This is a genomic window from Psychrobacter sp. AOP5-GZ1-6 (assembly GCF_052376345.1).
GTDB lineage: Bacteria > Pseudomonadota > Gammaproteobacteria > Pseudomonadales > Moraxellaceae > Psychrobacter.
Map to the genome: position 1 here is coordinate 1 of NZ_JBQSVP010000312.1, position 791 is coordinate 791.

The following is a 791-nucleotide window of genomic DNA, read 5'->3' on the forward strand; positions in this document are numbered from 1 at the left end:
TATATTTTATTAAAAGTAATATTTATGTACGATACTTATAATTTAATTGATTATAAGTATCTTATTCTCAGTTCTTAATAGTAAACAATATGTCTATTAAGGTGATATTTTTTATTTTATAATTGGATTTACTATGAGCAAAAACAAAGAAATTGATTTAGAAAATCTAGACGTTGATGAGCTACGTGCTATTACTGAAAATGCTCAGCAGCTTATTGCTAAAAAACAACACCAACGTCTATATGATGCTTACATGCAGTTTGAGAAAATTGCAGAAGAAAGCGATGCATCTATTGAAGAGATTTTAAAAGCTGGTGAAACACTAGAGAAAAAACGTAGTATCAAATATCGCAATACAGATAACAATGAAGAGACTTGGACTGGTCGTGGTCGCAAGCCGACATGGTTGGTTGAGGCGTTAGCAGCCGGCAGCAAGCTTGAAGATTTTGTTATTTAGCAATATACGGATGCCATGATTTTAATTTGTTCTAAAAGAAGATCAAGTTGGCGCCACTTAAGCTACTATAGTTAGATTCAAATGATTTCGATATAAGAAGTCTGGTGCAGGCTATACTTTAGTATGGTTAACGGGGATGATGATCTAGCGGAATTATATGGGCTAGGCTATAGATTTATATCTATGGTAGGTTAACGATATGGTTGATTTAGTTTAAAAGAGATATAAGTCAACTGAGTGTAGAGGTATATTTAATATCTCAAGCGAGGTTAGCGCTTTAATATTACTATAGTGGAATGACTATAGTAATAAGCTCTGTATATATAGAAGCCAG

1 protein-coding gene is annotated in these 791 nt (G+C 32.7%); it reads left to right on the forward strand.

What is annotated here, in order from left to right:
- The first annotated feature begins 133 nt into the window (after positions 1 to 133).
- The gene (locus ACT3RN_RS15965) at positions 134 to 457 is read left to right on the forward strand and encodes an H-NS histone family protein (RefSeq protein ID WP_192521019.1); all 324 of its coding nucleotides are present in this window, start codon (positions 134 to 136) and stop codon (positions 455 to 457) included.
- The last annotated feature ends 334 nt before the right edge of the window (positions 458 to 791 follow it).

Excerpts from the sequence above, each read along its gene's own strand:
- ACT3RN_RS15965 (WP_192521019.1), top strand. The coding sequence starts at position 134 with ATGAGCAAAAACAAAGAAATTGATTTAGAAAATCTAGACGTTGATGAG.